The organism is Pseudomonas sp. A125 (assembly GCF_055409485.1).
In genome coordinates this window covers 1-26,845 of sequence record NZ_JBUZVP010000016.1, presented here as the reverse complement: position 1 = coordinate 26,845, position 26,845 = coordinate 1, and the positions used below count along the sequence as shown (strand labels likewise).

Here is a 26,845-nt window from a genome sequence, read left to right as displayed (position 1 = left end):
CTTAGAACACAGTGCAAAGAACTTCGCCGCCGACACCGGCAGCGCGCGCAGCACGATCCGTCATCACACCTTTGTTGGTGGAGACGATAGACACACCGAGACCGCCACGAACTTTTGGCAGATCATCGACGGACTTGTACTGACGCAGGCCTGGACGGCTAACGCGCTTCACTTCTTCGATGACCGGACGGCCTTCGAAGTACTTCAGCTCGATGGACAGCAGTGGTTTGATTTCGCTGCTGATCTGATAACCCGCAATGTAGCCTTCGTCTTTCAGGACTTTGGCAACAGCTACCTTCAACGTGGAAGATGGCATGCTTACGACGGACTTTTCAGCCATCTGGGCATTACGGATACGAGTTAGCATGTCCGCTAACGGGTCCTGCATACTCATGGCTAGACGCTCCTAATACAAAAAAATTAGCCTTGCGGCCATTACGTTTCGCCGAGAATCTCCGAGCACAAAACACACGGGCTCAGGCGAGCCGCGTATTTTAGACACACTCCGGAAATGAAACAAGCCCCAAAAGGGGCTTGTTCCAGATTCTAGGCCACCGGCGGTCAGTATCTTGCGATCCTGGCCACCGAGACTTCGAAAGTACTTACCAGCTGGCTTTAACCAGACCTGGTACGTCACCACGCATTGCCGCTTCACGCAGTTTGTTACGGCCGAGGCCGAACTTGCGGTAAACGCCGTGTGGACGACCGGTCAGGCGGCAGCGGTTACGCATGCGCGAAGCGCTTGCGTCACGTGGCTGCTTCTGCAGAGCAACTGTCGCTTCCCAACGTGCTTCTGGACTTGCGTTCAGATCAACGATGATTGCTTTCAGTGCTGCACGCTTCTTGGCGTACTTGGCAACCGTGAGCTGACGTTTCAGCTCGCGGTTTTTCATGCTCATCTTGGCCATGGTCCTACTCCAATCAGTTGCGGAACGGGAATTTGAACGCACGCAGCAGAGCGCGGCCTTCATCATCGTTCTTGGCAGTGGTGGTCAGGGTGATGTCCAGACCGCGGAGAGCATCGATCTTGTCGTAGTCGATTTCCGGGAAGATGATCTGCTCTTTAACGCCCATGCTGTAGTTACCACGACCATCGAAGGACTTGGCATTCAGGCCGCGGAAGTCGCGGACCCGAGGCAGGGAGATCGACAGCAGACGATCCAGGAATTCGTACATACGCTCACGGCGCAGAGTCACTTTGACGCCGATCGGCCAACCTTCACGGACTTTAAAGCCAGCGATGGATTTCCGAGCGTAAGTCACAACGACTTTTTGACCGGTGATCTTTTCCAGGTCGGCAACAGCGTGCTCGATGACTTTTTTGTCACCGACTGCTTCGCCCAGACCCATGTTCAGGGTGATTTTTGTAACGCGTGGAACTTCCATCACGTTCGAAAGCTTAAGTTCTTCCTTAAGCTTCGGTGCGATTTCCTTCCAGTAAATCTCTTTTAGTCGTGCCATGGTCTTCTACCTAGCAGTGTTCAAGCATCAACCGCTTTTTGGGTCGACTTGAAGACACGAATTTTCTTGCCGTCTTCTACTTTGAAACCAACGCGATCAGCCTTGTTGGTTTCGCCGTTGAAAATGGCGACGTTAGAAGCGTCCAGTGGAGCTTCTTTTTCGACGATACCGCCTTGTACGCCCGACATCGGGTTAGGCTTGGTATGACGCTTAACCAGGTTCAGACCACCGATAACCAGACGGTTATTGGCGAGAACCTTAAGCACCTTACCGCGCTTACCTTTGTCTTTGCCGGCGATCACGATGATCTCGTCGTCACGACGAATCTTTTGCATGTCGGATCTCCTTACAGCACTTCTGGGGCGAGCGAGACGATCTTCATGAACTTCTCAGTACGAAGTTCACGGGTCACTGGCCCAAAGATACGGGTGCCGATCGGCTCTTGCTTGTTGTTCAGAAGAACAGCAGCGTTGCCATCAAAGCGGATAATGGAGCCATCAGCACGACGTACGCCGTGACGAGTGCGGACTACAACAGCAGTCATCACTTGGCCTTTTTTCACTTTACCGCGAGGAATTGCTTCCTTCACGGTAACTTTGATGATGTCACCGATACCAGCGTAACGACGATGGGAGCCACCCAGCACCTTGATGCACATAACGCGGCGTGCGCCGCTGTTATCGGCCACATCGAGCATGGATTGAGTCTGAATCATATAATTTCTCCGACCCCTAGTCCTTAGACTTCCACAGCGCGTTCGAGAACATCAACCAGTGCCCAAGACTTGGTCTTGGCCAGCGGACGAGTTTCACGAATAGTGACTTTGTCGCCGATGTGGCACTGATTGGTTTCGTCGTGCGCGTGCAGCTTAGTCGAACGCTTAACGTATTTACCGTAGATCGGGTGCTTTACGCGACGCTCGATCAGAACGGTGATGGTCTTGTCCATTTTGTCGCTGACAACACGGCCAGTCAGCGTACGGACGGTTTTTTCGGCTTCAGCCATGATTACTTACCTGCCTGCTGTTTGAGCACAGTCTTCACGCGAGCGATGTCACGCTTAACTTGCCGGAGCAGGTGAGACTGCCCCAACTGGCCAGTTGCTTTCTGCATACGCAGATTGAACTGGTCGCGCAGCAGGCCGAGCAGTTGCTCGTTAAGCTGCGGCGCGTCTTTTTCACGAAGTTCATTCGCTTTCATCACATCACCGTCCGTTTAACAAAGGCGGTGGCGAGCGGCAGCTTTGCAGCAGCCAGGGCAAAAGCCTCACGCGCCAGCTCTTCAGTTACACCCTCGATTTCATACAGGACTTTACCTGGCTGAATCTGGGCAACCCAGTACTCCACACTACCCTTACCTTTACCCATACGAACTTCGAGGGGCTTTTTGGAAATAGGCTTGTCCGGGAATACACGGATCCAGATCTTGCCGCCACGTTTAACGTGACGGGTCAGTGCACGACGCGCTGACTCGATCTGACGAGCGGTGAGACGACCACGAGCTACAGACTTCAGCGCATATTCGCCGAAGCTGACTTTGCTACCGCGCTGAGCCAGACCACGGTTGTGGCCTGTCATCTGCTTGCGGAACTTCGTACGCTTTGGTTGCAACATTTGGCGTACCCCTTACTTAGCAGCTTTTTTACGAGGCGCTGGTGCTTGTGGTTTCAGTTCTTCTTGGCGACCACCAATTACTTCGCCTTTGAAGATCCAAACCTTTACACCGATCACACCGTAAGTGGTGTGAGCTTCGTAGTTGGCATAGTCGATGTCGGCACGCAGGGTGTGCAGTGGCACACGACCTTCGCGATACCATTCAGTACGTGCGATTTCAGCACCGCCGAGACGACCGCTCACTTGGATTTTGATGCCTTTGGCACCAATGCGCATGGCGTTCTGTACGGCGCGCTTCATAGCGCGACGGAACATTACGCGACGCTCCAGCTGCTGAGCTACGCTCTGCGCAACCAGCATACCGTCGAGCTCCGGCTTGCGGATCTCTTCGATATTGATGTGCACAGGCACACCCATTTGCTTGGTCAGGTCCTGACGCAGTTTCTCAACATCTTCACCTTTCTTCCCGATAACGATACCTGGACGAGCGGTGTGGATGGTGATACGTGCAGTTTGAGCAGGACGATGGATATCGATACGGCTCACGGACGCGCTTTTTAGTTTGTCTTGGAGATACTCACGCACCTTCAGATCAGCGAACAAGTAGTCCGCATAAGTCCGACCGTCTGCGTACCAGACGGAGGTGTGCTCCTTGACGATTCCCAGGCGAATGCCAATGGGATGTACTTTCTGACCCATCTCTTCGACTCCGTTACTTGTCAGCAACCTTGACAGTGATATGGCAAGACCGCTTGACGATGCGATCAGCTCGGCCTTTGGCACGAGGCATGATGCGCTTCAGCGAACGCCCTTCGTTGACGAAAACGGTGCTGACCTTAAGGTCATCAACGTCTGCGCCTTCGTTATGCTCGGCGTTGGCTACGGCCGACTCCAGCACTTTCTTGATGATCTCGGCGGCTTTCTTACTGCTGAAAGCCAACAGGTTGAGCGCTTCGCCCACCTTCTTCCCGCGGATCTGGTCGGCGACCAAGCGGGCTTTCTGGGCGGAGATTCGAGCGCCCGACAACTTAGCGGCTACTTCCATCGTTCCTTACCCCTTAACGCTTGGCTTTCTTGTCTGCCACGTGCCCACGATATGTGCGGGTACCGGCAAACTCGCCTAGTTTGTGGCCGACCATGTCTTCGTTCACGAGAACTGGAACATGTAGGCGACCGTTATGCACTGCAATGGTCAAGCCGACCATTTGTGGCAGGATCATCGAACGACGCGACCAGGTTTTCACCGGTTTGCGATCGTTCTTTTCCGCCGCCACTTCGATCTTCTTCAGTAGGTGAAGATCAATAAAAGGACCTTTTTTCAGAGAACGTGGCACTGTCGTATCCCTCTATTTACTTGCGACGACGGACGATCATTTTGTCGGTACGCTTATTACCACGAGTCTTCGCGCCCTTAGTCGGGAAGCCCCATGGCGATACCGGATGACGACCACCAGAGGTACGACCTTCACCACCACCGTGTGGGTGGTCAACCGGGTTCATGGCAACACCACGAACGGTTGGGCGAACGCCACGCCAGCGTTTGGCACCAGCTTTACCCAGCGAACGCAGGCTGTGCTCGGAGTTCGAGACTTCGCCCAGGGTCGCACGGCACTCAGCCAGTACTTTACGCATTTCACCAGAGCGCAGACGCAGGGTCACATAGACACCTTCACGAGCGATCAGCTGAGCCGAAGCACCAGCGGAACGAGCGATTTGCGCGCCTTTACCCGGCTTCAATTCGATGCCGTGTACGGTGCTACCAACTGGAATGTTGCGCAGTTGCAGAGCGTTGCCCGGCTTGATCGGTGCCAAGGCACCTGCGATCAGCTGGTCACCAGCACTCACGCCTTTAGGGGCGATGATGTAGCGACGCTCGCCATCTGCGTACAGCAGCAGAGCGATGTGAGCAGTACGGTTTGGATCGTATTCGATACGCTCGACAGTGGCAGTGATGCCATCTTTGTCGTTGCGACGGAAGTCGACCAGACGATAATGCTGCTTATGGCCACCACCGATGTGACGAGTGGTAATGCGACCATTGTTGTTACGACCACCAGTCTTCGATTTCTTCTCGAGCAGCGGTGCGTGAGGAGCGCCTTTATGCAGCTCCTGGTTGACCACCTTGACCACAAAACGGCGGCCAGGGGAAGTCGGTTTGCATTTAACGATTGCCATGATGCACCCCTTCCTTACTCAGCACTGCTGCTGAAATCGAGATCTTGGCCTGGCTGAAGGGAGATAACTGCCTTCTTCCAGTCATTACGCTTGCCCAGACCGCGAGCAGTGCGCTTGCTCTTACCCAGAACATTCAGGGTAGTAACACGCTCTACTTTCACGCTGAACAGGCTTTCGACGGCCTTCTTGATTTCCAGCTTGGTTGCGTCAGTTGCAACCTTGAAAACGAACTGGCCTTTCTTGTCAGCCAGAACCGTAGCCTTTTCGGAAACGTGCGGGCCAAGCAGAACTTTAAATACGCGTTCCTGGTTCATCCCAGCAGCTCCTCGAATTTCTTCACGGCCGACACGGTGATCAACACCTTGTCGTATGCGATCAGACTAACTGGATCGGAACCTTGCACGTCACGTACATCGACGTGTGGCAGGTTGCGAGCAGCCAGGTACAGGTTCTGATCAACAGCTTCGGACACGATCAGGACGTCAGTCAGGCCCATGCCGTTCAGCTTGTTCAGCAGATCTTTGGTTTTCGGCGCTTCAACAGCAAAGTCCTGAACCACGACCAGACGATCAGTACGCACGAGTTCAGCAAGGATGGAGCGCAGTGCTGCGCGATACATCTTCTTGTTGAGCTTCTGGGTGTGATCCTGTGGACGTGCTGCGAAAGTGGTACCGCCGCCACGCCAGATTGGGCTACGGATAGTACCGGCACGAGCGCGGCCAGTACCTTTCTGACGCCAAGGGCGCTTACCGCCACCACGAACGTCGGAACGGGTCTTTTGCTGCTTGCTACCTTGACGGCCGCCGGCCATGTAGGCCACGACTGCTTGGTGAACCAGCGTCTCGTTGAATTCGCCGCCAAATGTCAGTTCGGAAACTTCGATCGCTTGAGCGTCATTTACATTTAATTGCATGTCAGCTTCCCCTTAACCGCGAGCCTTGGCCGCTGGACGTACAACCAGGTTGCCGCCAGTAGCGCCAGGAACAGCACCCTTGACCAACAACAGATTGCGTTCAGCGTCGACGCGCACTACTTCGAGGGACTGCACGGTCACGCGCTCAGCGCCCATATGACCGGACATTTTTTTGCCCTTGAATACACGACCAGGAGTCTGGCACTGGCCAATAGAGCCCGGGACGCGGTGGGAAACGGAGTTACCGTGAGTGTTGTCTTGGCCACGGAAATTCCAACGCTTGATCGTACCCTGGAAGCCTTTACCCTTGGACTGACCGGTTACATCAACCAGTTGACCAGCGGCGAAGATTTCAGCGTTGATCAGATCGCCAGCCTGGTAGTCGCCGTCTTCGAGACGGAACTCCATGACAGTACGACCAGCTGCAACGTTTGCTTTAGCGAAGTGACCTGCTTGAGCAGCAGTCACACGCGAAGCACGACGCTCGCCGACAGTGACTTGCACTGCACGATAGCCATCGGTTTCTTCAGTTTTAAACTGGGTGACGCGATTCGGTTCGATCTCAATGACCGTGACCGGAATGGAGACACCTTCTTCGGTGAAAATACGGGTCATACCGCATTTACGACCGACTACACCAATAGTCATGTTGTAAACCTCATGAGTGTACGGGGCTTTCACCCGCTATGGCCGCCCATTTCAGAGCGTTACACGACTAAGACCCAAGTCTTAGCCGAGGCTGATCTGTACTTCCACACCGGCCGCCAGATCAAGCTTCATAAGTGCATCAACGGTTTTATCCGTTGGCAGGACGATGTCCAGCACGCGCTTATGAGTACGGATCTCGTACTGGTCACGCGCGTCTTTGTTGACGTGCGGGGAGACCAGAACGGTGAACCGTTCTTTACGGGTAGGCAGTGGAATTGGACCACGCACTTGAGCACCAGTACGTTTCGCGGTTTCCACGATTTCCTGGGTGGATTGGTCGATCAGTTTGTGGTCAAAAGCCTTCAACCTGATACGAATTTGCTGATTTGCCATTGGATTTCAGACTCCGGCTGCTATTCCCAGCGAGCGCAACACGCCCGTTAAAAGGAGGCGCAATTCTATAGACGCCCCATATGGGTGTCAACTCAATAAAAAAGCCCCCGCTAAGCGGGGGCTTTTTCAAGTCATCACTTATTAAGCGATGATTTTGGCTACGACGCCAGCGCCGACGGTACGACCGCCTTCACGGATAGCGAAACGCAGACCATCTTCCATTGCGATGGTTTTGATCAGGGTGACAACCATTTTGATGTTGTCGCCTGGCATTACCATTTCAACGCCTTCCGGCAGTTCGCAGTTACCGGTCACGTCAGTGGTCCGGAAGTAGAACTGTGGACGGTAGCCTTTGAAGAACGGAGTGTGACGACCGCCTTCTTCTTTGCTCAACACGTACACTTCAGCTTCGAAGGTAGTGTGCGGCTTAACCGAACCTGGCTTGACCAGAACCTGGCCACGCTCAACGTCGTCACGCTTGGTACCACGCAGCAGAACGCCGCAGTTCTCGCCTGCACGACCTTCGTCGAGCAGTTTACGGAACATTTCAACACCGGTGCAGGTGGTGACAGTAGTGTCACGCAGACCAACGATTTCCAGTGGATCTTGAACCTTAACGATACCGCGCTCGATACGGCCAGTCACAACAGTACCGCGACCAGAGATCGAGAATACGTCTTCGATTGGCATCAGGAACGGTTTGTCGATCACACGAACTGGGTCTGGGATGTAGCTGTCCAGAGTCTCAACCAGTTTCCGTACGGAAGTGGTGCCCATTTCGTTGTCGTCTTTGCCTTCCAGAGCCATACGAGCAGAACCGATGATGATCGGAGTGTCGTCGCCTGGGAAGTCGTAAGTGCTCAGCAGATCGCGCACTTCCATCTCAACCAGTTCCAGCAGTTCAGCGTCGTCTACCAGGTCAGCCTTGTTCAGGTAAACCACGATGTACGGAACGCCAACCTGACGGGACAGCAGGATGTGCTCACGGGTTTGTGGCATCGGACCATCAGCGGCCGAACAAACCAGGATCGCGCCGTCCATCTGGGCAGCACCGGTGATCATGTTCTTCACATAGTCAGCGTGACCTGGGCAGTCAACGTGAGCGTAGTGACGGATCAGCGAGTTGTATTCAACGTGAGCGGTGTTGATGGTGATACCACGAGCTTTTTCTTCTGGCGCGCTGTCGATCTTGTCGAAGTCAACGATAGCCGAACCGAAAATTTCGGAGCAAACACGAGTCAGAGCAGCAGTCAGCGTAGTTTTACCGTGGTCGACGTGACCGATGGTGCCAACGTTGACGTGCGGTAGGGAACGATCAAATTTTTCTTTAGCCACGACAATTAACTCCTTGCCTAAAGGACTGAATCAGCCTTGTTTTTTGGATACAGTTTCAGCGATGTGCGCCGGAGCTGTGTTGTATTTTTTGAATTCCATAGAGTAGCTTGCGCGACCCTGAGACATGGAACGAACGTCGGTCGCATAACCGAACATCTCGCCCAACGGAACCTCGGCACGAATCACTTTGCCGGAAACCGTATCTTCCATACCCAAGATCATGCCGCGACGACGGTTAAGGTCGCCCATCACGTCACCCATGTAGTCTTCAGGCGTAACGACTTCTACTGCCATGATTGGCTCAAGCAACTCACCACCGCCCTTCTGGGCCAGTTGCTTGGTAGCCATGGAAGCAGCCACCTTAAACGCCATCTCGTTGGAGTCGACGTCGTGGTAAGAACCGTCAAAAACGGTCGCCTTCAGGCCGATGAGCGGATAGCCGGCAACAACACCGTTCTTCATCTGCTCTTCGATACCCTTCTGGATAGCCGGGATGTATTCCTTAGGAACAACACCGCCCACTACTTCGTTCACGAATTGCAGACCTTCCTGACCTTCATCAGCAGGAGCAAAACGGATCCAGCAATGACCAAACTGGCCACGACCGCCGGATTGACGAACGAATTTGCCTTCGATTTCGCAGTTCTTCGTGATGCGCTCACGATAGGAAACCTGAGGCTTACCGATGTTGGCTTCGACGTTGAACTCACGGCGCATCCGGTCAACCAGGATGTCCAGGTGAAGCTCGCCCATGCCGGAGATGATCGTTTGACCAGTCTCTTCATCAGTCTTGACGCGGAAAGATGGATCTTCCTGAGCAAGTTTGCCCAGAGCGATACCCATTTTTTCCTGGTCATCCTTGGTCTTAGGCTCAACGGCAACCGAAATAACCGGCTCCGGGAAGTCCATGCGAACCAGGATGATTGGCTTGTCAGCGTTGCACAAGGTTTCACCAGTGGTGACGTCCTTCATGCCGATCAAGGCCGCGATGTCGCCAGCGCGTACTTCCTTGATCTCTTCGCGGGCGTTTGCGTGCATTTGCACCATACGACCCACGCGCTCTTTCTTGCCTTTGACCGAGTTGATCACGCCGTCGCCGGAGTTCAACACGCCCGAGTAAACGCGGACGAAGGTCAAGGTACCCACGAATGGGTCAGTGGCAATTTTAAATGCCAGAGCGGAGAACGGTTCTGCGTCGTCTGCATGACGCTCCAGCTCGATAGTCTCGTCATCCGGGTCAGTACCCTTGATGGCAGGAATATCCACTGGTGCCGGCAGGTAGTCGATCACAGCATCGAGAACCAGGGGAACACCCTTGTTCTTGAACGAGGAACCGCAAACAGCCAAGACGATCTCACCAGCGATAGTACGCTGACGCAGAGCAGCCTTGATTTCCACGTTGGTGAGTTCTTCACCTTCGAGGTACTTGTTCATCAGCTCTTCGTTGGCTTCGGCCGCAGCTTCAACCATGTTGTTGCGCCACTCGTCAGCCAATTCCTGCAATTCAGCAGGGATAGGCTTGCGAACAGGAACCATACCTTTGTCAGCGTCGTTCCAGTAAACAGCTTCCATGGTTACCAGATCGATCTGGCCCTGGAAGTTGTCTTCGGAACCGATAGCCAACTGGATTGGCACTGGGGTGTGACCCAGACGCTGCTTGATCTGACCGATCACGCGCAGGAAGTTCGCACCAGCACGGTCCATCTTGTTGACGTAAACAAGACGTGGAACGCCGTATTTGTTGGCTTGACGCCATACGGTTTCCGACTGAGGCTCAACACCCGAGGTACCGCAGAACACAACGACAGCGCCGTCGAGTACGCGCAGGGAACGTTCAACTTCAATGGTGAAGTCTACGTGGCCCGGGGTATCGATTACGTTGAAGCGGTGCTCATCCTTGTACTGCTTCTCGGAACCTTTCCAGAAGGCGGTAATAGCAGCAGAAGTAATGGTAATACCACGCTCCTGCTCCTGAACCATCCAGTCTGTGGTCGCGGCGCCGTCATGCACCTCGCCCATCTTGTGACTTTTGCCGGTGTAAAAAAGGACGCGCTCGGTGGTGGTGGTTTTACCAGCATCCACGTGAGCGACGATACCGATGTTACGGTAGCGACTAATCGGAGTAGTACGAGCCATAAAGCCCTCGCAAAATTAGTGAAGCTAGAATTAGAAGCGGTAGTGCGAGAAAGCTTTGTTAGCTTCAGCCATACGGTGCACGTCTTCACGCTTCTTAACAGCAGCACCTTTACCTTCAGCAGCGTCCAACAGTTCGCCAGCCAAACGCAGGGCCATAGACTTCTCGCCGCGCTTACGGGCGAAGTCCACCAACCAGCGCATTGCCAAAGCGTTACGACGGGACGGGCGAACTTCAACCGGAACCTGGTAAGTAGCACCGCCTACACGGCGCGACTTCACTTCGACCAGCGGAGCGATGGCGTCGAGAGCTTTCTCGAAGATTTCCAGGGGGTCGCTGTTCTTGCGTTCTTTAACCTTTTCCAGCGCGCCATAAACGATACGCTCGGCAACGGCTTTCTTGCCGCTTTCCATCACGTGGTTCATGAACTTGGCCAGGATTTGGCTTCCGTATTTTGGATCGTCAAGCACTTCGCGCTTGGCTGCTACGCGTCTTCTTGGCATGGATAAGCCCTCAAACGGTCTTCAGGTTCGCTCGGAATTAGTGCCCTTTCGGGACGCCTCCGACCTTACTCTTATCGACTCAGAAAATAAGATGATTCAGTTTTACAAAAAGCCGCTACTACTTAGGCTTCTTGGTACCGTACTTCGAACGACCCTGGTTACGACCTTTAACGCCGGAAGTATCCAAGGAGCCGCGTACGGTGTGGTAACGAACACCTGGCAAGTCTTTTACACGACCGCCGCGGATCAGTACCACGCTGTGTTCTTGCAGGTTGTGGCCTTCACCGCCGATGTACGAGGAAACCTCGAAACCGTTGGTCAGGCGCACACGGCATACTTTACGCAGTGCCGAGTTAGGTTTTTTCGGCGTAGTGGTATACACGCGAGTGCATACGCCACGACGTTGCGGGCAGTTCTGCAGCGCAGGCACGTCGGATTTCTCGACGATACGCTTACGCGGCTGACGTACCAGCTGGTTGATAGTTGCCATCTACTAGCTCCACTGTTGTCTTGCGACGCTATTGTCTTGCAAGAAAAGCAAAATGGCAGGAACGAATTCCCGCCAAATTTAGGGGTACAAGAGTCTAAAGAGGATCTTGTCCCCAGTCAAGGCAAGGCCCCGACCTCCCCCTCCATCGAACCGGGACAATTCTGTCTCGATCCGACGAACGGGGCTGCCAGGGCCCGGTCTTATTTACCGCAGAACTCAGTTACCGCTTGAGTTCAGTGCTTCGGTCAGTGCAGCTTCCACTTCACTGGCGCTTACGCGCAGCGGCTTGTCGAGTTCACGGCGGCGCTTACGCTCGCTGTGGTAGGCCAAGCCGGTACCGGCCGGGATCAGACGACCCACAACCACGTTTTCTTTCAGGCCGCGCAGGTAATCGCGCTTGCCGGTTACCGCTGCTTCGGTCAGTACGCGAGTGGTCTCCTGGAAGGAGGCCGCCGAGATGAACGACTCAGTGGACAACGACGCCTTGGTGATACCCAGCAACACACGAGTGAATTTGGAAACGAATTTCTCGTCGCCTGCCAGACGCTCGTTCTCTACCAGTACGTGAGTCAGTTCCATCTGGTCGCCCTTGATGAAACTCGAATCGCCGGATTCAGCGATTTCAACTTTACGCAGCATCTGACGCAGGATGGTCTCGATGTGCTTATCGTTGATCTTCACGCCTTGCAGACGGTAAACGTCCTGGATCTCGTTAACGATGTACTTGGCCAGCGCACTCACACCCAGCAGACGCAGGATGTCGTGTGGATCGCTCGGGCCGTCGGAGATAACTTCGCCGCGGTTTACCTGTTCGCCTTCGAAGACGTTCAGGTGACGCCACTTCGGAATCAGCTCTTCGTACGGATCGCTACCGTCGTTCGGGGTAATGACCAGACGGCGCTTGCCCTTGGTCTCTTTACCGAACGCGATGGTGCCGCTGACTTCAGCCAGAATCGACGCTTCTTTCGGACGACGAGCTTCGAACAAGTCGGCAACACGCGGCAGACCACCGGTGATGTCACGGGTCTTCGAAGTTTCTTGCGGGATACGAGCGATAACATCACCGATCGCGATCTTCGCACCATCCGCAACACCGACCAGGGCGTTGGCTGGCAGGAAGTACTGAGCGATAACGTCAGTGCCTGGCAGCAACAGATCCTTGCCGTTGTCATCAACCATCTTCACAGCAGGACGGATATCCTTGCCTGCAGCTGGACGGTCTTTGGCGTCGAGTACTTCAATGTTGGTCATACCGGTCAATTCGTCAGTCTGACGCTTGATCGTGATGCCTTCTTCCATGCCCACGTAGGTCACGGTACCTTTCATTTCGGTAACGATTGGGTGAGTGTGCGGGTCCCACTTGGCCACGATTGCGCCAGCGTCGACCTTGTCACCTTCTTTAACCGAAATCACAGCACCGTACGGCAGCTTGTAACGCTCACGCTCACGACCGTAGTCATCAGCGATTGCCAGCTCACCGGAACGGGACACAGCAACCAGGTGGCCATCCACTCGCTCAACGTGCTTCAGGTTGTGCAGACGGACGGTACCGCCATTCTTCACCTGAACGCTGTCGGCTGCGGAGGTCCGGCTTGCCGCACCACCGATGTGGAACGTACGCATGGTCAGCTGGGTACCCGGCTCACCGATGGACTGGGCAGCGATAACGCCGACCGCTTCACCGATGTTCACCTGGTGACCACGAGCCAAGTCACGGCCGTAGCACTTGGCGCAAATGCCGTAGCGGGTTTCGCAGCTGATCGGCGAGCGAACAATCACTTCGTCGATGCTGTTGAGCTCGATGAACTCGACCCACTTCTCGTCTACCAGAGTGCCGGCAGGAACGATGATTTCCTCGGTACCTGGCTTGAATACGTCACGGGCGATGACTCGACCCAGTACGCGTTCACCCAACGGCTCTACAACGTCGCCGCCTTCGATGTGCGGAGTCATCAGCAGACCGTGTTCGGTACCGCAGTCAACTTCAGTCACAACCAAGTCTTGCGCAACGTCTACCAGACGACGAGTCAGGTAACCGGAGTTAGCGGTTTTCAACGCGGTATCCGCCAGACCTTTACGAGCACCGTGAGTCGAGATGAAGTACTGAAGTACGCTCAAACCTTCACGGAAGTTCGCAGTAATCGGCGTTTCGATGATGGAGCCGTCCGGCTTGGCCATCAGGCCACGCATACCGGCGAGCTGACGGATCTGCGCAGCAGAACCCCGTGCGCCCGAGTCGGCCATCATGTACATCGAGTTGAACGACTCTTGATCGACTTCCACGCCATGACGGTCGATAACGCGCTCTTTCGAGAGGTTCGACATCATTGCCTTCGACACTTCGTCGTTGGCCTTGGACCAAAGGTCGATCACTTTGTTGTACTTCTCGCCCTGGGTTACCAGGCCGGAGGCGTACTGGCTCTCGATCTCTTTCACTTCATCGGTAGCAGCACCGATGATGGCGGCTTTCTCGTCCGGGATAACGAAGTCGTTAACACCGATGGAAACGCCGGAAATGGTCGAATAAGCAAAACCGGTGTACATCAACTGGTCAGCGAAGATAACGGTCTCTTTCAAACCAACCACGCGGTAGCACTGGTTGATCAGCTTGGAGATCGCCTTTTTCTTCATTGGCTGGTTGACCACGTCGTACGACAGGCCAGGTGGAACAACCTGGAACAGCAGCGCACGGCCGACAGTGGTGTCGACGATACGGGTGTTCTTGACGCTGCCACCGTCACGATCGTTGATGGTTTCGTGGATGCGGACTTTAACCTTGGCATGCAGTGCGGCTTCGCCGGCACGGAACACACGGTCAACTTCCTGCAGATCCGCGAACACACGACCTTCGCCCTTGGCGTTGATCGCTTCACGAGTCATGTAGTACAGACCCAATACAACGTCCTGCGACGGAACGATGATTGGCTCACCGTTGGCTGGCGACAGGATGTTGTTGGTCGACATCATCAACGCACGCGCTTCCAACTGGGCTTCCAGTGTCAGCGGTACGTGCACGGCCATTTGGTCGCCGTCGAAGTCGGCGTTGTACGCAGCACAGACCAGAGGGTGCAGCTGGATAGCCTTACCTTCGATCAGTACCGGTTCAAACGCCTGGATACCCAGACGGTGAAGGGTCGGTGCACGGTTGAGGAGAACCGGGTGTTCGCGGATCACTTCAGCGAGAACGTCCCAAACCTCTGGCAGTTCGCGCTCGACCATTTTCTTGGCGGCCTTGATGGTGGTCGCGAGACCACGCATTTCCAGCTTGCCGAAAATGAACGGCTTGAACAGCTCGAGAGCCATCTTCTTCGGCAGACCGCACTGGTGCAGACGCAGGGTCGGGCCAACGGTAATTACCGAACGACCGGAGTAGTCAACACGCTTACCGAGCAAGTTCTGACGGAAACGACCTTGCTTACCCTTGATCATGTCAGCCAGGGATTTCAGAGGACGCTTGTTGGAACCTGTGATAGCGCGGCCACGACGACCGTTGTCGAGCAGGGCATCGACCGCTTCTTGCAACATACGCTTTTCGTTGCGCACGATGATGTCCGGAGCGGACAGGTCGAGCAGACGCTTCAAGCGGTTGTTACGGTTGATCACGCGACGGTACAGGTCGTTGAGGTCGGAAGTTGCGAAGCGACCGCCATCCAACGGTACCAGCGGACGCAGATCTGGCGGCAGAACCGGCAGAACGGTCAGCACCATCCACTCTGGCAAGTTGCCGGAACCCTGGAAGGCTTCCATCAACTTCAGACGCTTGGACAGTTTCTTGATCTTGGTTTCGGAGTTGGTTTGCGGAATTTCTTCACGCAGGCGGCCAATCTCGTGTTCCAGGTCGATAGCGTGCAGCAGTTCACGGACAGCTTCGGCACCCATGCGGGCATCGAAATCGTCGCCGAACTCTTCCAGCGCTTCGAAGTACTGCTCGTCGTTCAGCAGCTGACCTTTTTCAAGGGTGGTCATGCCTGGGTCGATAACGACATAGCTCTCGAAGTAGAGAACGCGTTCGATATCACGCAGGGTCATGTCCATCAGCAAGCCGATACGGGACGGCAGCGACTTCAGGAACCAGATGTGGGCAACCGGCGAAGCCAGCTCGATGTGCGCCATGCGCTCACGACGAACCTTGGCCAGTGCAACTTCAACGCCGCACTTCTCGCAGATCACACCACGGTGTTTCAAGCGCTTGTACTTACCGCACAGGCACTCGTAATCCTTTACCGGGCCAAAGATCTTGGCGCAGAACAGGCCGTCACGCTCAGGTTTGAACGTACGGTAGTTGATGGTTTCCGGCTTTTTAACTTCACCGAACGACCAAGAACGGATCATCTCAGGCGATGCCAACCCAATACGGATGGCGTCGAACTCTTCGACTTGACCCTGGTTTTTCAGCAAATTCAGTAGGTCTTTCAAGGCCTTTCCTCCTGGCGGAGCAGAGAGCGGGCTAAACAGCCCCGCTCTCGATTCGCGTCACGTGTTATTCGGTTTCCAGATCGATATCGATGCCGAGGGAACGAATTTCTTTGATCAACACGTTGAAGGACTCGGGCATGCCCGGCTCCATACGGTGATCGCCGTCCACGATGTTTTTGTACATCTTGGTCCGACCGTTCACATCGTCCGACTTCACTGTGAGCATTTCTTGCAGAGTGTAAGCAGCACCGTATGCTTCCAGTGCCCAGACCTCCATCTCCCCGAAACGCTGACCACCGAACTGAGCCTTACCACCCAGCGGCTGCTGGGTAACCAGGCTGTACGAACCGGTAGAACGAGCGTGCATCTTGTCGTCTACCAAGTGGTTCAGCTTCAGCATGTACATGTAGCCAACAGTAACCGGGCGCTCAAACTTGTTGCCGGTACGGCCGTCGAACAGCTGCATCTGGCCGCTTTCTGGCAGGTCTGCCAGTTTCAGCATGGCCTTGATTTCGCTTTCCTTGGCACCGTCGAACACCGGGGTAGCCATTGGAACGCCGCCGCGCAGGTTCTTCGCCAGGTCCAGGATTTCCTGGTCGGTGAAGGTGTCCAGCTCTTCGTTGCGACCGCCGATCTCGTTGTAGATCTCGTGCAGGAACTTACGCAGGTCAGCAACCTTGCGCTGCTCTTCGATCATACGGTTGATCTTCTCGCCCAGACCTTTGGCCGCGAGGCCCAGGTGGGTTTCGAGGATCTGACCAACGTTCATACGCGAAGGTACGCCCAACGGGTTGAGGACGACGTCGACCGGGGTGCCATTGGCATCGTGCGGCATGTCTTCAACCGGCATGATCACGGAGACCACACCTTTGTTACCGTGACGACCGGCCATCTTGTCGCCCGGCTGGATGCGGCGACGGATTGCCAGGTAAACCTTGACGATTTTCAGCACGCCTGGAGCCAGGTCATCGCCCTGCTGCAGTTTGCGCTTCTTGTCTTCGAACTTGTCGTCCAGCAGACGGCGACGATCAACGATGTAGGCCTGGGCCTTCTCGAGTTGCTCGTTCAGAGCGTCTTCAGCCATGCGCAGTTTGAACCACTGGCCGTGCTCAAGACCGTCGAGTACTTCGTCGGTGATGTCCTGACCTTTCTTCAGGCCCGCGCCGCCTTCAGCCTTGTGGCCTACCAGGGCGGAACGCAGACGTTCGAAGGTCGCGCCTTCAACGATACGGAACTCTTCGTTCAGGTCCTTGCGGATCTCGTCGAGTTGAGTCTTCTCGATGGACAGTGCACGAGCATCACGCTCAACGCCGTCACGGGTGAAGACCTGTACGTCGATGACAGTGCCCTTGGTACCGGTAGGTACACGCAGGGAAGTGTCTTTAACGTCGCTGGCTTTTTCACCGAAGATGGCACGCAACAGCTTCTCTTCCGGAGTCAGCTGGGTCTCGCCTTTCGGAGTGACCTTACCTACCAGGATGTCGCCTGCGCCAACTTCAGCACCTACGTAAACGATACCGGCTTCGTCCAGCTTGTTCAGTGCAGCTTCACCCACGTTCGGGATGTCTGCAGTGATTTCCTCTGGCCCAAGCTTGGTGTCACGTGCCACACAGGTCAGTTCCTGAATGTGGATCGTGGTGAAGCGATCTTCCTGAACCACACGCTCGGACAGGCAGATGGAGTCTTCGAAGTTGTAACCGTTCCAGGCCATGAACGCGATGCGCATGTTCTGACCCAGTGCCAGCTCACCCATATCGGTGGAAGGACCGTCTGCCATGATGTCGCTGCGCTGAACCCGATCACCCTTGCTCACCAGCGGACGCTGGTTGATGCAGGTGTTCTGGTTGGAGCGGGTGTATTTGGTCAGGTTGTAGATGTCGACACCGGCTTCGCCCGTTTCAACTTCGTCATCGGCAACACGAACCACAATACGGCTGGCATCAACGGAGTCGATCACGCCGCCACGACGAGCCACGACGCAAACGCCGGAGTCACGGGCTACGTTTCGCTCCATGCCGGTACCTACCAGCGGCTTGTCAGCACGCAGGGTCGGTACAGCTTGACGCTGCATGTTGGAACCCATCAACGCACGGTTGGCGTCATCGTGTTCCAGGAACGGGATCAGCGACGCTGCAACAGAAACTACCTGCTTGGGCGATACGTCCATCAAGGTGACGTCTTCCGGCGCCTTGACGGTGAACTCGTTCAAGTGACGAACAGCTACCAGCTCGTCGATCAGCATTTTCTTGTCGTTCATCGTGGCCGAAGCCTGAGCGATCACGTGATCAGCTTCTTCGATGGCGGACAGGAACACGATCTCGTCGGTGACCAGAGCGTCTTTCACCACACGGTACGGGCTCTCGAGGAAGCCGTACTGGTTGGTGCGCGCATAAGCGGCCAGGGAGTTGATCAGGCCGATGTTCGGACCTTCCGGCGTTTCAATCGGGCATACACGACCGTAGTGAGTAGGGTGTACGTCACGCACTTCAAAGCCTGCACGCTCACGAGTCAGACCGCCCGGGCCCAGTGCGGAAACACGGCGCTTGTGGGTGATCTCGGAGAGCGGGTTGTTCTGGTCCATGAACTGCGAGAGCTGGCTGGAACCGAAGAACTCTTTCACCGCCGCAGCCACTGGCTTGGCGTTGATCAGGTCTTGCGGCATCAGGCCTTCGCTTTCGGCCATCGACAGACGCTCTTTGACCGCACGCTCAACACGTACCAGGCCAACGCGGAACTGGTTCTCGGCCATTTCGCCTACGCAGCGAACACGACGGTTACCCAGGTGGTCGATGTCATCGACGATGCCTTTACCGTTACGGATGTCGACCAGGGTCTTCAGTACCGCGACGATGTCTTCCTTGCACAACACGCCCGAACCTTCGATCTCGGTACGACCGATACGACGGTTGAACTTCATCCGGCCGACCGCAGACAGGTCATAGCGCTCAGGGCTGAAGAACAGGTTGTTGAACAGGGTCTCGGCAGCGTCTTTGGTTGGTGGCTCGCCAGGACGCATCATGCGATAGATCTCGACCAGCGCTTCCAATTGGTTGCTGGTGGAGTCGATCTTCAGGGTGTCGGAGACGAACGGACCGCAGTCGATGTCGTTGGTGTACAGGGTCTCGATGCGAACAACCTGGGACTTGGCAATCTTGCCCAGAATCTCGGTGTTCAGCTCGGTGTTGCATTCAGCCAGGATTTCGCCGGTGGCCGGGTGCACGATGACCTTGGCGGTGGTGCGACCCAGGACGTAGTCCAGAGGCACTTCCAGCGTCTTGATACCGGCTTTTTCGATCTGGTTGATGTGGCGCGCGGTAATACGGCGGCCGGCTTCAACGATGACCTTGCCTTTTTCGTCCTGGATGTCCAGAACGGCAATCTCACCACGCAGGCGCTGAGGCACCAGTTCCAGGCTGAGGGTTTCACCGCTCACATGGAATACGTTAGTGGTATAGAAGGCGTCCAGCACTTGCTCGGTGGTATAGCCGAGCGCGCGCAGCAATACCGAGGCCGGCAGCTTGCGACGACGGTCGATACGTACGAACACGCAGTCTTTCGGGTCGAACTCGAAGTCCAACCACGAACCACGGTACGGAATGATCCGCGCGGAGTACAGGAGCTTGCCGGAGCTGTGCGTCTTGCCGCGGTCGTGGTCGAAGAACACGCCCGGGGAACGGTGCAGCTGGGAAACGATAACACGCTCGGTACCGTTGATAACGAAGGTACCGTTCTCAGTCATCAGGGGGATTTCACCCATGTAGACTTCTTGCTCTTTGATGTCCTTGATCGCTTTGTTCGACGACTCTTTGTCGAAGATGATCAGACGGACTTTTACCCGCAAAGGTACGGCGTACGTAACACCGCGCAACACGCATTCTTTGACATCAAATGCCGGTTCGCCCAGGCGATAACCGACGTACTCCAGCGCAGCATTGCCGGAGTAGCTGATGATCGGGAAAACGGATTTGAAGGCCGCATGCAGGCCCACGTCGCGGAACTGATCTTTAGTCGCTCCCGCCTGCAAGAATTCACGATACGAATCCAGCTGGATAGCCAGAAGGTACGGGACATCCATGACGTCCGGCAACTTGCTAAAGTCCTTGCGGATACGTTTTTTCTCAGTATATGAGTAAGCCATCAGCGTTCCCCAGCTTGGTCACCTGCTTGTTTGGCCCCTCCCGACGGGAGCAGCCAGAAAATCTTGCAAACCCCATGGTTTGCGCCACCGCATCGGGTGGTTACAGCTCGTTAGAGGCGACGACCGAGTCGATTGCCAATAACGGAAAAAGGCCGGTGGCAAGAGCCACCAGCCATCAGCCTTCAGCTTAACGCTTGGGCTGGAGACGCAAGGTCGATGCTTACTTCAGCTCGACTTTAGCGCCTGCTTCTTCCAGAGCAGCCTTGGCTTTGTCAGCTGCGTCTTTCGCAACAGCTTCCAGAACCATGCTTGGAGCAGCGTCAACTACAGCCTTGGCTTCTTTCAGGCCCAGACCGGTCAGTTCACGAACTGCCTTGATCACGTTTACTTTCTTCTCGCCGGATTCCAACAGCATAACGTTGAATTCGGTTTGCTCTTCAGCAACAGCAGCTACAGCGGCTGGGCCAGCGGAAGCAGCGGCAGCGGAAACGCCGAATTTTTCTTCGAAAGCTTTGATCAGCTCAACAACCTGCAGAACCGACATTTCAGCTACGGCGTTGAGGATATCGTCTTGGGAGATAGACATTGCTGTAATTCCTGAATTGGGGGACGGCCTACGCGGCCATCGAAATAAACAAAAATACGCGAGAGGAAGCGCTCAGCCTTAGGCTGCGGCGGCTTCTTTTTGCTCGCGAACTGCGGCCAGAGTACGAGCCAACTTGCTGGTAGCGCCTTGAATCACGCTCATCAGCTGAGAAATAGCTTCGTTACGGGTCGGCAGTGTTGCCAGTACGTCGATTTGGTTAGCTGCGAGGAACTTGCCCTCGAACGCAGCTGCCTTGATCTCGAACTTGTCGTTACCCTTAGCGAATTCCTTGAACAAACGGGCAGCAGCGCCTGGATGATCGGTGGAGAACGCAATCAGGGTCGGGCCTGTGAACACGTCGTTGAGGACACTGTATTCAGTGTCAGCAACAGCGCGCTTTAGCAGGGTGTTACGTACAACACGTACGTATACGCCAGCTTCACGAGCCTCTTTACGGAGTCCGGTCATAGCGCCTACTGTCACACCACGGGCATCAGCCACGACAGCGGACAGAGCAGCTTTGGCAGCCTCGTTGACTTCAGCGACGATGGCCTTCTTGTCTTCGAGATTAATTGCCACGGGTTTAACTCCTGCTTGTTACCGTTTCATCTGGCCTAGGCCGGATGTCGTTTTGGTGTCTGATTCGGTAAGGAACCGGGAGCACCATCTGCGTAGGCTTGTGGTTTAAGACTTGCGTCGCCTACGGTCTTGGATAGCCCCCGCCAGGCAGGGACCCCAATCTTTCAACTGGCGCAATTACTTGCGCCAATTTGTGTCTTATACGTCCAGCGAGCCTTGGTCGATGACCAGACCTGGGCCCATAGTGGTGCTCAGGGTAACGCGCTTGACGTAGATACCTTTCGAGGAAGCTGGCTTGATACGCTTCAGATCAGCGATCAGGGCTTCAACGTTTTCCTTCAGCTTGACGGCATCAAAGCCGACTTTGCCAACGGAGGTGTGAATGATGCCGTTTTTGTCGGTGCGATAACGAACCTGACCAGCCTTGGCGTTTTTAACCGCGGTGGCTACGTCTGGCGTTACGGTGCCGACTTTAGGGTTAGGCATCAGGCCACGTGGACCGAGGATCTGACCCAACTGACCTACAACGCGCATTGCATCCGGGGAAGCAATTACGACGTCATAGTTCAGGTCGCCGCCTTTCATTTCGGCAGCCAGGTCGTCCATGCCAACGCGATCGGCGCCGGCGGCCAGAGCAGCTTCAGCTGCTGGGCCTTGGGTGAAGACAGCAACACGTACAGTCTTGCCAGTACCGTGTGGCAGCACAGTAGCGCTACGAACGACCTGGTCGGATTTACGTGGGTCAACACCCAGGTTTACAGCAATGTCAACAGACTCGCTGAACTTGACAGTCGACAGCTCGGTCAGCAGAGCAGCAGCGTCTACAAAGTTGTAGGACTTGCCCGCTTCGATTTTGCCGGCGATAGCCTTTTGGCGCTTGGTCAGCTTAGCCATTACACACCCTCCACGTTAAGGCCCATGCTACGAGCAGAACCGGCGATGGTACGCACGGCTGCATCCATATCAGCTGCAGTCAGATCCGCGTTTTTGGTTTTCGCGATTTCTTCCAGCTGAGCACGGGTCACGGTGCCAACCTTAACGGTGTTAGGACGAGCGGAACCGCTAGTCAGACCAGCAGCTTTCTTCAACAGAACCGAAGCCGGGGTCGACTTGGTTTCGAAGGTGAAGCTACGGTCGCTGTATACAGTGATGATCACTGGAGTCGGCAGACCTGGCTCAATACCCTGAGTACGGGCGTTGAAAGCCTTGCAGAATTCCATGATGTTCACGCCGTGCTGACCCAGAGCTGGACCAACAGGTGGGCTTGGGTTGGCCTGAGCGGCCTTCACTTGCAGCTTGATGTAAGCGGTAATCTTCTTGGCCATGAGGCACTCCAATTACGGGTTCGAACGCCTCGAAAGGCTCCCCGGTTACTTGCGCGTTTATCCCAGTGACGACAAAACCCCACAGCCTAAGGCTGCGGGGTTGGGATGCTTGCCCAGCTAGACTTTTTCGACCTGGCTGAACTCTAGCTCTACCGGAGTAGAGCGACCGAAAATGAGCACTGCCACTTGGATCCGGCTCTTTTCGTAGTTAACTTCTTCGACAGTGCCGTTAAAATCTGCAAACGGACCATCTGTGACACGAACAACCTCACCCGGCTCGAACAACGTCTTCGGCTTGGGCTTGTCGCTACCATCAGCAACACGACGCAGAATCGCTTCTGCTTCTTTGTCGGTGATCGGCGCAGGCTTATCAGCGGTACCGCCGATGAAACCCATGACGCGAGGAGTGTCCTTGACCAAGTGCCAAGTACCCTCATTCATGTCCATCTGAACCAGCACGTAGCCAGGGAAGAACTTGCGCTCGCTTTTGCGTTTCTGGCCATTACGCATTTCAACCACTTCTTCAGTGGGAACCAGAATTTCGCCGAAGCCATCTTCCATGCCTGCCAGCTTTACGCGCTCTAGCAAAGAGCGCATGACATGCTTCTCGTAACCCGAGTAAGCATGCACAACGTACCAACGCTTAGCCACGGGACACCCTTAGCCAACAATCAAGGAAACAAGCCAGCCGAGCAGGGAATCAAGCCCCCACAACAGCAACGCCATAACCAGAACAACAGCTACCACAATCAACGTGGTCTGCGTGGTTTCTTGGCGAGTCGGCCAAACGACTTTACGGATCTCGGTACGAGCTTCCTTTACCAGGACCGCAAACGACTTACCTTTGGCAGTCTGCAGGCCAACAAAGGCAGCAACAGCAGCAAGGGCGAGCAATGCGAGGACACGGTACAGGATCGGCGACGCAGAGTAGTACTGGTTGCCGACAACGCCTACGACCACAACAGCGACTACTACAAGCCACTTGAGCAGATCGAAGCGAGAGCCTTGAGCTTCAGCCTTAGGAGTCATCTATGAAGATCCTGTGAAAAGAAAGCCAGACACACCAAGTGAATCTGGCAGGTCAGGAGGGAATCGAACCCCCAACCTACGGTTTTGGAGACCGTCGCTCTGCCAATTGAGCTACTGACCTAAAACAAAATCAGGCCGACAATTATGCCGATCTGAAAAAGACTTTACAACAACAAACCCCTGCAGACCTGAAACCTACCCAAACAAACCGTGAGAAAGAGCAGAATCAACCAGAGGAAGCTGTTAAAACAAAGGCAGATATTTTCATATCTGCCTTGTTATATGGAGCTCTTGAGCGGATTTGAACCGCTGACCTCACCCTTACCAAGGGTGTGCTCTACCAACTGAGCTACAAGAGCGAAACAACTTGCACAACCTGCAAACTTGGAGCGGGTAGCGGGAATCGAACCCGCATCATCAGCTTGGAAGGCTGAGGTTCTACCACTAAACTATACCCGCGGAGCTTGCAGCTCACGCTAAAATGGTGGAGGGGGAAGGATTCGAACCTTCGAAGTCGTAGACGTCAGATTTACAGTCTGATCCCTTTGGCCGCTCGGGAACCCCTCCTAAGCGAGCCGGCATTCTACATCATGCCAGCCTTCTGTCAACCACTTTCTCATTTAAAAATATGAGGTTAGCTGCGTTGACCTTCGCTTCACCTTGTTGACCCTAAAGGTCTTCACTGCGAAGCGGGCGCCATTCTATGCAAACTATTCGAAGGTTGCAATGCCTTCGCACGGCATTATTTTATGTTTTAACTCATTGAATTCATTAGCAAGGTTTTCAAAGGGCAGATCATCAGCCAGGCGCCTGCTTTCAGGGGCTACTCGCAGCCAGTATCCGGAGGCATCAGGCAGGTTCAGGGATTGCAGCTTGACCTTGATGTCCAGGCTTGTAAGGCGCTGTTCAACCGACTGAAGCTCTTTCTGATCGGCCAGGCCGCCGATATACAGGCACGCAGGCTGCGCCTCAGGCGCTTTTGCCCGGTCTCTGCGCACCATCGCGTCAGCCGACTCGCTTAACAGCCGGATATCTTGCTGTGAGCCGCGATAGAGAGCCAGTGGCGTGACATCTTTGGCGCGCAAGGGAGCCTCCTGCTGATGCCAGACGTAATAGAAGACATTGAGGACCAGCAAAAGCAGAAACAGCCAACGCATAAAAACCTCAGGACAAAGGGCACGCCATCGCCAAACCAACAAAAACCAGATCCGGGACAAGCCTGCCGTGCGGCACAGCGTCAGCCACCAGCTCAGCATCCCCGCCCGTAAGGAAGACGGTGAAGTCCGTGCCCCAATAGCTTCGAGCCAACTCCAACTGAGTCAGCACAAACCCTCTCAGCATGAGCGTACAGCCGCGCTCTACCGCCTCTACGGTCGTACGACCGGGAGACAGGACCTCAAGGGCACGCTCTGCGGCAATATCGTCATAACGTATTTTGCGGGTATGCGTTCGCAGCTGGTTGCGCATCAGCGGCATGCCGGGACAAATAAAGCCTCCGAGATGCTCACCGTTCGCAGTAATGAAGTCTGCTGTCGCCGCAGTACCAAAATCGAGCACCAGGCATGCACCCGAAGCCAATTGAAACCCACCCAGCATAGCGAGCCAACGATCCAGGCCCAGGCGCTCGAAGTCTTCGTACCCGTTTCGCAGCCCACCCATTTGCCTTGCTGAAGCCGCACAGAGTACGTTGACGCCAAACGCCGCTACCAGGGCCGATACCAACTGGCTCGTCTCATCCGAAGCACGAACACTTACCAGCCGGCAATCCTTTAACGCGAGCCCCGCAAGCGCAACCAGGCTGTCGATCAGCGAGGCATCCGAACCAGCGATACCTTCAGCAAAGATGCGCACGTGATCCGGCTCGATAACGCGCCATTTGATAAAGCTATTGCCACAGTCGAGCTCAAGTATCATCACGCAACCTCAGGCTTAACTCACCACCGCTATATATTTTCTCGACACCATCCACGCTCAACCGTAGCGCACCCTGCCCATCGATCCCCAATACCACTCCATCAATCTGGTTCACACCCGCAATGAGCGATACAGGCCGACCTTGCCATAAATGGTTCTGCTCCCACTCCTTCTGAATGGCGCAAAAGCCAGAAGCCTGGTGGCGGTCAAGATAAGCCTGCAGTTGCACGCCAAGGCGCGCCACCAGGTAGTTACGATCAACAGCACTGCCGGTCTCCAACTGTAAGGAAGTCCATTGCTGATCGACCTCGTCGGCCTTCTGCATATTCACATTAATGCCAATACCCAGGACGACATGGCAAACATCAGCGGGGTCCCCAACCAACTCCAAGAGAATGCCGGCGATCTTTTTCTGCCCTACTAAAACGTCGTTTGGCCACTTCAACCCGGCAGTGCGAACACCCGCATCCCGCAACGCCTGCATGACTGCCAGTCCGACGACGAGGCTCAGGCCCTCCAACTGGCGCATACCGCCATCGATACGCAACACCAGGCTGTAGTAGACGTTTTGAGCGAAGGGACTGACCCACCTCCGGCCTCGCCTTCCCCTTCCAGCAGTTTGCTGCTCTGAAAGCACGAGAAACGGCGCAGTGCGACCCGCCTCGACCAGGCGCAATGCCTCGGCATTTGTCGAGTCAATGGAGTCAGAAATATGAACAGGCCATGCAGGACCCGGAACATGCCGAGCAATTTCATCAGCACTTAAAAACACCAGAGGCGAAGCCAACTGATACCCCCTGCCGCGGACTTTATGGATAGGTAGATTCAATTGCGCCTCAAGATGCTGAAGCTGCTTCCACACAGCACTGCGACTGACACCCAGGGCAGCACCAAGCGCCTCCCCGGAGTGGAATCGACCATCTTTTAGAAGTTTCAACAACGTCAGCATGCAAGTCTCGCCTCACAATGAGGCACGCATGATAGCCATGCATAAGGCCATTGCATAGAAAGGCAGGACTTTAGCATTTATGCGCGGGGGCATCTGATAGCCCGTGTAACCGTCGAAGTTTTTCGCGAGCACGCTCTGTCCAACAAACCGCGCAAAAACAAAACCCCTGATTGCGTTAGCAATCAGGGGTTCTGGAATTTAATCTTGACGATGACCTACTCTCACATGGGGAAACCCCACACTAC

The 26,845-nt window shown here is 55.0% G+C and carries 31 protein-coding genes and 4 tRNA genes; all 35 read right to left on the bottom strand.

Features of this window, described 5'->3' with window-relative positions; genetic code table 11:
* Window position 1: 1 nt before the first annotated feature.
* The 35 genes from rpsH to birA all read right to left on the bottom strand — a co-directional run bounded on the left by rpsH (window position 2) and on the right by birA (window position 26,600).
* A complete protein-coding gene (gene rpsH, locus ACZRN6_RS21195; RefSeq protein WP_003186040.1) occupies window positions 2-394 on the bottom strand; it encodes a 30S ribosomal protein S8 in 393 nt (130 codons plus the stop codon).
* A 208-nt stretch (window positions 395-602) separates the two neighbouring features.
* Entirely contained in the window at window positions 603-908 is a 306-nt protein-coding gene (gene rpsN / locus ACZRN6_RS21190; RefSeq protein ID WP_003176414.1) for a 30S ribosomal protein S14, read from the bottom strand.
* Window positions 909-921: 13 nt separating this feature from the next.
* Window positions 922-1,461, bottom strand: coding sequence for a 50S ribosomal protein L5 (rplE, locus tag ACZRN6_RS21185; protein WP_003176415.1), 540 nt, complete (start codon window positions 1,459-1,461; stop codon window positions 922-924).
* Between the two features lie 20 nt (window positions 1,462-1,481).
* Window positions 1,482-1,796: a 50S ribosomal protein L24 gene (gene rplX, locus ACZRN6_RS21180; RefSeq protein WP_003176416.1), complete on the bottom strand. Its 315-nt coding sequence runs from the start codon at window positions 1,794-1,796 to the stop codon at window positions 1,482-1,484.
* Window positions 1,797-1,807: 11 nt separating this feature from the next.
* Complete coding sequence (gene rplN / locus ACZRN6_RS21175) at window positions 1,808-2,176, bottom strand: 50S ribosomal protein L14 (protein ID WP_002555479.1); 369 nt, start codon at window positions 2,174-2,176, stop codon at window positions 1,808-1,810.
* Window positions 2,177-2,199: 23 nt separating this feature from the next.
* Window positions 2,200-2,466, bottom strand: coding sequence for a 30S ribosomal protein S17 (gene rpsQ / locus ACZRN6_RS21170; protein WP_003176419.1), 267 nt, complete (start codon window positions 2,464-2,466; stop codon window positions 2,200-2,202).
* 2 nt (window positions 2,467-2,468) lie between these two features.
* Window positions 2,469-2,660, bottom strand: coding sequence for a 50S ribosomal protein L29 (rpmC, locus tag ACZRN6_RS21165; RefSeq protein WP_008030901.1), 192 nt, complete (start codon window positions 2,658-2,660; stop codon window positions 2,469-2,471).
* The gene (rplP, locus tag ACZRN6_RS21160; protein ID WP_045057467.1) at window positions 2,660-3,073 is read right to left on the bottom strand and encodes a 50S ribosomal protein L16; all 414 of its coding nucleotides are present in this window, start codon (window positions 3,071-3,073) and stop codon (window positions 2,660-2,662) included. Before rplP ends, rpmC begins: the two co-directional genes overlap by 1 nt.
* 12 nt (window positions 3,074-3,085) lie before the next feature.
* Window positions 3,086-3,772, bottom strand: a complete 687-nt coding sequence (gene rpsC / locus ACZRN6_RS21155; protein WP_003176422.1) for a 30S ribosomal protein S3 — start codon at window positions 3,770-3,772, stop codon at window positions 3,086-3,088.
* A gap of 13 nt (window positions 3,773-3,785) precedes the next feature.
* Window positions 3,786-4,118, bottom strand: coding sequence for a 50S ribosomal protein L22 (gene rplV, locus ACZRN6_RS21150; protein WP_003210077.1), 333 nt, complete (start codon window positions 4,116-4,118; stop codon window positions 3,786-3,788).
* Between the two features lie 13 nt (window positions 4,119-4,131).
* Complete coding sequence (gene rpsS / locus ACZRN6_RS21145; RefSeq protein WP_003232420.1) at window positions 4,132-4,407, bottom strand: 30S ribosomal protein S19; 276 nt, start codon at window positions 4,405-4,407, stop codon at window positions 4,132-4,134.
* Between the two features lie 16 nt (window positions 4,408-4,423).
* Window positions 4,424-5,248, bottom strand: a complete 825-nt coding sequence (gene rplB, locus ACZRN6_RS21140; protein WP_032884535.1) for a 50S ribosomal protein L2 — start codon at window positions 5,246-5,248, stop codon at window positions 4,424-4,426.
* Window positions 5,249-5,262: 14 nt separating this feature from the next.
* Entirely contained in the window at window positions 5,263-5,562 is a 300-nt protein-coding gene (gene rplW / locus ACZRN6_RS21135) for a 50S ribosomal protein L23 (protein ID WP_002555488.1), read from the bottom strand.
* The gene (gene rplD, locus ACZRN6_RS21130) at window positions 5,559-6,161 is read right to left on the bottom strand and encodes a 50S ribosomal protein L4 (protein ID WP_003210082.1); all 603 of its coding nucleotides are present in this window, start codon (window positions 6,159-6,161) and stop codon (window positions 5,559-5,561) included. The genes rplW and rplD overlap by 4 nt, the downstream gene beginning before the upstream one ends.
* Before the next feature lie 12 nt (window positions 6,162-6,173).
* Window positions 6,174-6,809, bottom strand: a complete 636-nt coding sequence (gene rplC, locus ACZRN6_RS21125; RefSeq protein ID WP_003194649.1) for a 50S ribosomal protein L3 — start codon at window positions 6,807-6,809, stop codon at window positions 6,174-6,176.
* A gap of 81 nt (window positions 6,810-6,890) precedes the next feature.
* Complete coding sequence (gene rpsJ / locus ACZRN6_RS21120) at window positions 6,891-7,202, bottom strand: 30S ribosomal protein S10 (RefSeq protein WP_003210084.1); 312 nt, start codon at window positions 7,200-7,202, stop codon at window positions 6,891-6,893.
* A gap of 141 nt (window positions 7,203-7,343) precedes the next feature.
* The gene (gene tuf / locus ACZRN6_RS21115; protein WP_048724879.1) at window positions 7,344-8,537 is read right to left on the bottom strand and encodes an elongation factor Tu; all 1,194 of its coding nucleotides are present in this window, start codon (window positions 8,535-8,537) and stop codon (window positions 7,344-7,346) included.
* 30 nt (window positions 8,538-8,567) lie between these two features.
* Complete coding sequence (gene fusA, locus ACZRN6_RS21110) at window positions 8,568-10,673, bottom strand: elongation factor G (RefSeq protein ID WP_322147855.1); 2,106 nt, start codon at window positions 10,671-10,673, stop codon at window positions 8,568-8,570.
* Between the two features lie 30 nt (window positions 10,674-10,703).
* Window positions 10,704-11,174: a 30S ribosomal protein S7 gene (gene rpsG, locus ACZRN6_RS21105; protein WP_002555493.1), complete on the bottom strand. Its 471-nt coding sequence runs from the start codon at window positions 11,172-11,174 to the stop codon at window positions 10,704-10,706.
* Between the two features lie 118 nt (window positions 11,175-11,292).
* Window positions 11,293-11,664, bottom strand: a complete 372-nt coding sequence (gene rpsL, locus ACZRN6_RS21100) for a 30S ribosomal protein S12 (protein WP_002555494.1) — start codon at window positions 11,662-11,664, stop codon at window positions 11,293-11,295.
* 216 nt (window positions 11,665-11,880) lie between these two features.
* Entirely contained in the window at window positions 11,881-16,080 is a 4,200-nt protein-coding gene (gene rpoC / locus ACZRN6_RS21095) for a DNA-directed RNA polymerase subunit beta' (protein ID WP_076016467.1), read from the bottom strand.
* Between the two features lie 64 nt (window positions 16,081-16,144).
* Window positions 16,145-20,218, bottom strand: coding sequence for a DNA-directed RNA polymerase subunit beta (rpoB, locus tag ACZRN6_RS21090; RefSeq protein ID WP_076016468.1), 4,074 nt, complete (start codon window positions 20,216-20,218; stop codon window positions 16,145-16,147).
* A gap of 220 nt (window positions 20,219-20,438) precedes the next feature.
* Window positions 20,439-20,804 (bottom strand): 50S ribosomal protein L7/L12, encoded by a 366-nt coding sequence (rplL, locus tag ACZRN6_RS21085; protein WP_088424408.1) that lies wholly within the window; start codon window positions 20,802-20,804, stop codon window positions 20,439-20,441.
* A gap of 78 nt (window positions 20,805-20,882) precedes the next feature.
* Entirely contained in the window at window positions 20,883-21,383 is a 501-nt protein-coding gene (gene rplJ, locus ACZRN6_RS21080; RefSeq protein WP_322147861.1) for a 50S ribosomal protein L10, read from the bottom strand.
* Window positions 21,384-21,581: 198 nt separating this feature from the next.
* A complete protein-coding gene (gene rplA / locus ACZRN6_RS21075; protein WP_322147863.1) occupies window positions 21,582-22,277 on the bottom strand; it encodes a 50S ribosomal protein L1 in 696 nt (231 codons plus the stop codon).
* Entirely contained in the window at window positions 22,277-22,708 is a 432-nt protein-coding gene (gene rplK, locus ACZRN6_RS21070) for a 50S ribosomal protein L11 (RefSeq protein WP_003210097.1), read from the bottom strand. Before rplK ends, rplA begins: the two co-directional genes overlap by 1 nt.
* Window positions 22,709-22,825: 117 nt before the next feature.
* On the bottom strand, window positions 22,826-23,359 hold the full coding sequence (nusG, locus tag ACZRN6_RS21065) for a transcription termination/antitermination protein NusG (protein WP_003176436.1): 534 nt from the start codon (window positions 23,357-23,359) through the stop codon (window positions 22,826-22,828).
* A gap of 9 nt (window positions 23,360-23,368) precedes the next feature.
* Window positions 23,369-23,737, bottom strand: a complete 369-nt coding sequence (gene secE, locus ACZRN6_RS21060) for a preprotein translocase subunit SecE (RefSeq protein WP_076016471.1) — start codon at window positions 23,735-23,737, stop codon at window positions 23,369-23,371.
* Window positions 23,738-23,782: 45 nt separating this feature from the next.
* Window positions 23,783-23,858 (bottom strand) — tRNA-Trp (locus ACZRN6_RS21055).
* A gap of 162 nt (window positions 23,859-24,020) precedes the next feature.
* Window positions 24,021-24,096: transfer RNA gene (locus ACZRN6_RS21050), tRNA-Thr, on the bottom strand.
* Between the two features lie 26 nt (window positions 24,097-24,122).
* Window positions 24,123-24,196 (bottom strand) — tRNA-Gly (locus tag ACZRN6_RS21045).
* A gap of 23 nt (window positions 24,197-24,219) precedes the next feature.
* Window positions 24,220-24,304: transfer RNA gene (locus tag ACZRN6_RS21040), tRNA-Tyr, on the bottom strand.
* Between the two features lie 143 nt (window positions 24,305-24,447).
* The gene (locus ACZRN6_RS21035; protein ID WP_322147866.1) at window positions 24,448-24,894 is read right to left on the bottom strand and encodes a hypothetical protein; all 447 of its coding nucleotides are present in this window, start codon (window positions 24,892-24,894) and stop codon (window positions 24,448-24,450) included.
* A 7-nt stretch (window positions 24,895-24,901) separates the two neighbouring features.
* A complete protein-coding gene (locus ACZRN6_RS21030; protein WP_322147868.1) occupies window positions 24,902-25,651 on the bottom strand; it encodes a pantothenate kinase in 750 nt (249 codons plus the stop codon).
* Window positions 25,641-26,600, bottom strand: a complete 960-nt coding sequence (gene birA / locus ACZRN6_RS21025; protein WP_464008770.1) for a bifunctional biotin--[acetyl-CoA-carboxylase] ligase/biotin operon repressor BirA — start codon at window positions 26,598-26,600, stop codon at window positions 25,641-25,643. Before birA ends, ACZRN6_RS21030 begins: the two co-directional genes overlap by 11 nt.
* Between the last annotated feature and the right edge of the window lie 245 nt (window positions 26,601-26,845).